Genomic DNA, 6,051 nt, shown 5'->3' on the forward strand with positions numbered 1-6,051 from the left:
GCGGCAAGGAGACGGTCGATGCCGATCTGGGCTGGTGGGGTGAGTGCCAGCTCGAGCGGAACATCGGCCGCGCTTACGAACTCGATGGAGAGATCCGCGCTCTTCGCAACGGCGCGGAGCGCCTCGGCACCGGCTGGCACCACGCTCGCTACGCGGAGGTTTGCCGCTTCACCTGCGCGCTGCGCATCGGCACGGATCGCCGCGATCAGCTCGGCGGCAACGCCACCCCAGGCGACGGCGTCGCGGGGATCAGTAGGGGCGGGGAGGCGCACCACGGCACCGCCAAGCAGGGCGGCCTTCGCCGCACTATTCCCGAGATCAACGGCGTAGCGCACCACTCAATGATAGGGCGGGCGGCGTGGGTGCGGCGGGGAGCCGCTCTGCGGTAGGCTCTCTCCCTCATGGATCACGAACAGCACGACCGCGCCCCCGGCCTCTTCGTTAATCGAGGCCTCGTGGTGCAGCGCGCCGATAAGGCGAATATCCTCCGCCCCCTCCTGCACCAGACGGTCTCCTACCGCCACCTCCGCGATGGCGAGCAGATCGTGCGTGGTCACGGCTGGGTCGAGGAGGTCTTGGGCGACGACCCCGAGGTCTCCTCAATCTTTACCCCGCTCACCATCACCATCAATGTCGACGCCTTCGAGAGCATCGAGTTTGATCTAAGTGAGCCAGGGAACCTTCGCTACGTGCTGCGCTCCGGCGCCGATGCGGTAGAGATTGAGTACCAGGCCGGCACGCAGATTCCAGATGCCGCACCCGTGAAGAGCTGGTTGGAGTATCGCGGCGAGCATTATGTGCAGATCGAACTTCCAACGGGGGCTTGGCCAACGGCGAGCGACGATACACCGCGCTCCAGCGAGATCGGCTAACCTGCCGTTATGAGCATCAGTCAGCGCACCCTTGTCCTTGTCAAGCCAGACGGAGTACAGCGCCAGCTTGCTGGTCGAGTGATCACGCGATTCGAAGAGCGCGGCCTAAAGATTGTCGCCCTGAAGATCGCTCCAGTCAGCGCGAAGCTCGCCGAGACCCACTACGCCGTGCACTCACAGCGCCCCTTCTTCAAGGGCCTCGTGGAATTCATCTCGTCGGGTCCCGTTGTGGCGATGGTCCTTGAAGGGCCGAACGCCATTGCCGTGGTTCGTTCGATGGTCGGCGCAACGAAGCCGCACGAGTCAGCCCCCGGAACGATTCGCGGCGACTTCGCACTTGAGACCGCAAAGAATCTGATTCACGCATCTGATGCCCCAGAGACGGCCGCGGCAGAGATTGCACTCTGGTTCCCAGAGGGTGGTCTTGTTGAATACACTCGCGCCACCGACGCTTGGATCCTCTCCGACGAGGAGTAGCTCCCCGCGACCGATGGTCGCTACGGCGCTGGCGAGATCTCCCCACTACCTGACGGGCTCACACTTGGTGATACCTCTGGTGATGCCGTTGCGCTCGGCGTTGGCTCAACGCTCGGCTCACCGGTCGGCGCCGGTCCAAAGCTTGCTCCTGGCGACACGCTCGGAGCTGGAGGGAGCGCGCCGGTTCCACCCGACTCAAGGGCAAGCCAGCCAGCTGCCGCTGCCGCAACGAAGAGCGATCCAGCAACGAGCGAGAAGGTGATGATGTTGGCGAAAGGCCGGGTTTCCGCTTCATGCACGGTCTGACTCTGCGGCGTAATTCCAATAAGGAGCAGTCGAGCCGCGGCAACGACCAACATCAGTTGACCGATCACCGCGAAGAGTGCGATGAGCGGGTTGCCACCGAGCAGCAGAAGGTTTAGCCGAGCTGCCAGCACCACACCGGGCGGTAGCGCAGCCAGCGCAACGATCGCGGCGGTCAACGCAATCCCATTTGCACCAGTGCGGCGCGCCCATCCACCAAGTTCACGAATCGAGGTAGTTCCATATCGCCGTCGCACACTCACGAGCCAGAGGCCGAAGAGCGAGGTCGTCAACATTCCGGGAAGCACGATGAGGCGTGACGAGGTGTCGGTCGGTGACTGTAGGGCCGCTGCCGCGGCGAGCGCCAACCATCCAGCGTTACCCACGGCGATGAACCCAACGATCTCACCGATATCATCGTGCAGCAGGGCAGAGATGGCCCCGAAGACGAGCGTTGCTGCCCCAACGAGCAGGATGCCGGGCACGATCGCACCGCCAAGGGGATCGGTGATGCTGCTTGAGAGCGCTGAGAGCTCACCCATCACAATCAGGGCGAGTGCCGAGGGGATCCAGACTGCAACAAGGAGCGAGCCCACGATCGGGAGCGACTCAAAGATCTTGATCAGTCGGCCATGAAAGGGGAAGACCCCCGCGGCCACGATGAGAACGATGGAGACGCCGAGCGCCGTCCCTGCGGCGAGCGATGCGGGCGTCGCATAGGAGGCGTCAACCGCGGCATATGAGATCGCGGTGCGCAGGATCTCCGCAACCACAACTGCAGGGAGCAGTAGCGAGACGGTTCGAAGGTCGCGGAAGACGGCACGTGCACGGCCCACATCATCCTTGCCGCTCGCCGCTGCGCCAGAGATACTCAAGCTGGCGAAGAGGAGGAGCGCAATCGGCGCGATGCCGGATGGAATCGCTAGTGCCAGGTCAATCGCGGCGATACCGAAGAGGGCAATCTGTCCCATGGTGCCTGCTCGACGACCCTCGCCAGCGCCGACAATGACGGCGAAGACGATGCCGCCCAGTAGCACCAGCAGGCGACCCGGCTCGGAAGGGTCGATGGTGATCTGGCCAATCCTGAGCGTTGAGAGATAGCCGGCGCCAGCGAGCGCTGCACCAACAGAGGTTCCTAGCAGCAGGAACTGTACGCCGAGCGTTGCGTAGGTCGCAGCGTCATCGCGTTTCGATCCGCGCCAGAGTTGAATGAGTGGAACCAGGGCAAGGGAGGTTAGCGCCGTCAGAACGGGAAAGAGCGCGCGGATCGCCGTCAGGATGACCTCTTCGGTCATCGCTCCTCCTCCGCATTCGAGATGCGTGTTGCAACACTCCCACCAACTACCAATATACAGATGAAGCCAGCGCCAATTGCCAGCGCGCCGAGTGGATCAATTGCCCCAAAGATTGAGGTGCGCAGGAGCATGGTGCCCGCAAGGGTGACGACGGCCGCGCGCGTCGTTGCCTCAATGAAGCGACTCGTAAGGAGCGGCGGCAGGCCCACAACAAGGAGAGCGATACCAGATGCTCGAAGCGCATCGCTACTTGATTCAATAGGTAGTGCCAGCGGCACGAGTCCAAGCAGGAGGCCAGCCAACGCGCTGGCGACGACGACAGGGTGCTCACGCAGGGTGAGCACCAAGGTGCTCATGGCGAGATCGCGACGCAGGGCCTCTCGCTCAAAGAGGTTCTCAGGGACTGCGGCAACGAGGCCGATGCCGATGGCGGAAAGGCGCAGGATTAGGCCGATACGGTTCGGATCCCCGATCGAGAACTCGAGCGCACTCGAGCTCAGCGCCAGGATGGCGATGGCGAACCATGCGCCCCGACTGGCGCTGGTGACGGCCAGCGTTCCAGAAAGTATGGCGATGAGGACGAGAAGCAGCTCTAGGCCAGGCATCTAGGGTGCTGCCTGTCGATAGGTTGGCGGAGTGATGATGGTGAGCAGGTTTATCGGAAAGTAGCGCAAGATCGCCCGTCCGATCACGTTTGCTATGGGGATTGGGCCGTAGGCACGCGAATCGGAGGAGTTCGAGCGGTGATCGCCGAAGACGAGGAGTTCACCTGGCCCGAGAACCCAATGGCCCGTTTCGCCAACCCCATCAGCGCCCCCATCACGGTAGACGTAGGGCTCGTCGACTGGCACCCCATCGATGCTGACGATGCTGTCTGCAATGTCGATGGTCTCTCCCGGAAGGCCAATGACGCGCTTGATATATGGGGTCCCTGATGCGTCACCAGGCCAGGTGCTGGGGGGTCGGAAGATCACGATGTCTCCTCGGTGGTACCCGGTCAGCGCCGCGGTGAGCTTATCGGCAAGCACGTACTGGCCCGGCTCAAGGGATTGGCGCATGGAGCCCTGCTCAACTCGGAAGGGCTGCGCCACGAAGGTCTGCAGGAGATAGAAGGCGATGATGGTCAGCGCCACGGTCTGCACGATCTCTAGGGCAAGTTTTCCGAGTCGCATGCCGCTGAGTATAGGTGGGGGAGGGCGAGAGGTTGACCCACGGCGGGGCCTCCCCGTACCATCACCTCACCAGGAGCCCATCCTGGCGGGTCGCACTTGCGACCTGCAGCCCGACAGACGCCCGACCCGAAGCGCGGTGCACGGCACCGCGGCCACGCGACGGACTGGACGCATCGGAGGAGATACGAATATGGAAATCACATCACTCATGTTGCAGGGGCTCGTGCTCCCAGCAGCAATCATCGCAATCCTGTTCGCCTTGTGGATGGCCAACGATGTTGTGAGCCGCGACAAGGGGACAACCGCCATGCAAGACGTTGCGGGCATGATCTTCGAAGGAGCCGTCGCGTTCATGCGACGGCAGTACATCACGATCGGTGTTCTTTCCGTGGCGATGGCCATCCTGATCGGCGTGCTCATCGCTAACTTTGAGACAGCTGCTGTTGCCGATACCCCTGTCTACGGGGCAGACCTCGGCATTCGAACGGGAATCGCCTTCATCTTTGGCGCCGCCTGCTCCATGGTTTCGGGCGTCATCGGCATGTACGTCAGCGTGAAGGCAAATCTTCGCACCACCGCCGCCGCCCGCCAGGGCGTCGTCAAGGCGGTGCAGGTTGCCATGCGCGGTGGAGCCGTCTCCGGCTTCCTGGTTGCGGCACTCTCGCTGCTTGGCGTCTACGCCGTCTTCGTCTTCTTCGGTGGACTCGAGCGCCCAGCAGAGGCGCCGTTCCTGATCGTCGGCTACGGCTTTGGCGCATCGTTCGTTGCGCTCTTCGCCCAGCTCGGTGGCGGTATCTATACCAAGGCCGCAGACGTTGGCTCCGACCTTGTCGGCAAAGTTGAGAAGGGAATCCCAGAGGATGACCCTCGCAATGCAGGCGTGATCGCCGACCTCGTTGGTGACAACGTTGGCGACTGCGCCGGCCGTGGCGCCGACCTCTTCGAATCGACCGCCGCCGAAAACATCGGCGCGATGATCTTGGGCGTTGGTGCCTTCAAGATCGCGGAGTCCATGGGCTGGGCACACCCAGAGTCATGGATCTTCTTCCCTCTCGTCGTGCACGCCTTCGGGCTGCTCAGCACGATCTTGGCGATGGCTTTCGTGCGCGGCAACGACAAAGAGAATCCAATGAACATCCTGAATCGCGGCTACTGGGCAACCACCATCTTCTCCGCAGCGGGTCTCGCACTCGCCTGCGCGGTGATGTTGAACGCCGGTAGCTCCAACGCCTGGCTCTGGTTCTTCGGCGCTGGTGTCGTCGGCCTCGCCACCAGCGTTGCGTTCGTCTATATCACCCAATTCTATACGGCCGGCTCGTACCGACCGGTTCGCGAGATCGCAGAGGCGAGCCGCACGGGTGCAGGGACAAACATCATCGCCGGTACCGCCGTTGGCTTTGAGACCACGCTGGTGACTGCAGTCTCCATTTCGGCGGCGATCTTCGCCTCGAACTGGCTCGGCACCCAGGCTGGACTTGCTGCTGGCCTTTCGGGGATGGCGCTTGAGAAGTTCGGCATCTTCGGCACCGCCGTCGCAACGGTCGGCATGCTCATGACCACCGCCTATATCTTGGCGATGGACACGTTCGGACCGATCACCGACAACGCTGGTGGTATTGCTGAGTTCAGCCGCGCCCCAGAGAAGGTGCGCGCCGTAACCGACAAGCTCGATGCTGTCGGCAACACGACCAAGGCGCTGACCAAGGGGTATGCGATCGCCTCGGCATCGCTCGCCGCCTTCCTCCTCTTCTCGGCCTATCTCGACAAGGTGAACCTCATTCTTGAGCGTGCTGGCAAGCCGCTCATCGAGTCGGTCAACTTGGCGCACGTGAACGTCTTCATTGGCGCCTTCATCGGTGCGATGCTCGCGTACTTCTTCAGCTCGCTCGCCATTCGCGCCGTTGGGCGAACGGCGCAGGCGATCATCGTGGA

At 62.7% G+C, this 6,051-nt stretch carries 7 protein-coding genes; 3 read left to right on the top strand and 4 right to left on the bottom strand.

Annotated features, from left to right (window positions below; translation table 11 throughout):
* A partial coding sequence (locus tag AC3LCN_RS05705; protein WP_488649104.1) for a type III pantothenate kinase occupies positions 1-335 on the bottom strand: 335 nt, incomplete at its 3' end.
* Between the two features lie 66 nt (positions 336-401).
* On the opposite strand from AC3LCN_RS05705, the gene AC3LCN_RS05710 reads away from it, so the two are divergent.
* On the top strand, positions 402-872 hold the full coding sequence (locus AC3LCN_RS05710) for a hypothetical protein (RefSeq protein WP_488649105.1): 471 nt from the start codon (positions 402-404) through the stop codon (positions 870-872).
* Between the two features lie 9 nt (positions 873-881).
* Positions 882-1,349 (top strand): nucleoside-diphosphate kinase, encoded by a 468-nt coding sequence (gene ndk / locus AC3LCN_RS05715; RefSeq protein WP_488649106.1) that lies wholly within the window; start codon positions 882-884, stop codon positions 1,347-1,349.
* 20 nt (positions 1,350-1,369) lie between these two features.
* On the opposite strand, the gene AC3LCN_RS05720 is transcribed toward ndk, so the two are convergent.
* The 3 genes from AC3LCN_RS05720 to lepB are packed head-to-tail and all read right to left on the bottom strand — an operon-like array spanning position 1,370 to position 4,119.
* Positions 1,370-2,947, bottom strand: coding sequence for a proton-conducting transporter transmembrane domain-containing protein (locus AC3LCN_RS05720; RefSeq protein ID WP_488649107.1), 1,578 nt, complete (start codon positions 2,945-2,947; stop codon positions 1,370-1,372).
* Entirely contained in the window at positions 2,944-3,552 is a 609-nt protein-coding gene (locus tag AC3LCN_RS05725; RefSeq protein WP_488649108.1) for a hypothetical protein, read from the bottom strand. The genes AC3LCN_RS05720 and AC3LCN_RS05725 overlap by 4 nt, the downstream gene beginning before the upstream one ends.
* Positions 3,553-4,119: a signal peptidase I gene (gene lepB, locus AC3LCN_RS05730; RefSeq protein WP_488649109.1), complete on the bottom strand. Its 567-nt coding sequence runs from the start codon at positions 4,117-4,119 to the stop codon at positions 3,553-3,555.
* A 190-nt stretch (positions 4,120-4,309) separates the two neighbouring features.
* On the opposite strand from lepB, the gene AC3LCN_RS05735 reads away from it, so the two are divergent.
* On the top strand, positions 4,310-6,051 hold a 1,742-nt coding region (locus AC3LCN_RS05735), incomplete at its 3' end, for a sodium/proton-translocating pyrophosphatase (RefSeq protein WP_488649110.1).

This window comes from Candidatus Limnocylindrus sp. (genome assembly GCF_040397215.1).
Lineage (GTDB): Bacteria > Chloroflexota > Limnocylindria > Limnocylindrales > Limnocylindraceae > Limnocylindrus.

Bases quoted from the DNA above. Each gene is read 5' to 3' on its own strand.
- AC3LCN_RS05710 (WP_488649105.1), top strand. From the start codon at position 402: ATGGATCACGAACAGCACGACCGCGCCCCCGGCCTCTTCGTTAATCGA.
- ndk (WP_488649106.1), top strand. From the start codon at position 882: ATGAGCATCAGTCAGCGCACCCTTGTCCTTGTCAAGCCAGACGGAGTA.
- AC3LCN_RS05720 (WP_488649107.1), bottom strand. From the start codon at position 2,947: ATGACCGAAGAGGTCATCCTGACGGCGATCCGCGCGCTCTTTCCCGTT.
- AC3LCN_RS05725 (WP_488649108.1), bottom strand. From the start codon at position 3,552: ATGCCTGGCCTAGAGCTGCTTCTCGTCCTCATCGCCATACTTTCTGGA.
- lepB (WP_488649109.1), bottom strand. From the start codon at position 4,119: ATGCGACTCGGAAAACTTGCCCTAGAGATCGTGCAGACCGTGGCGCTG.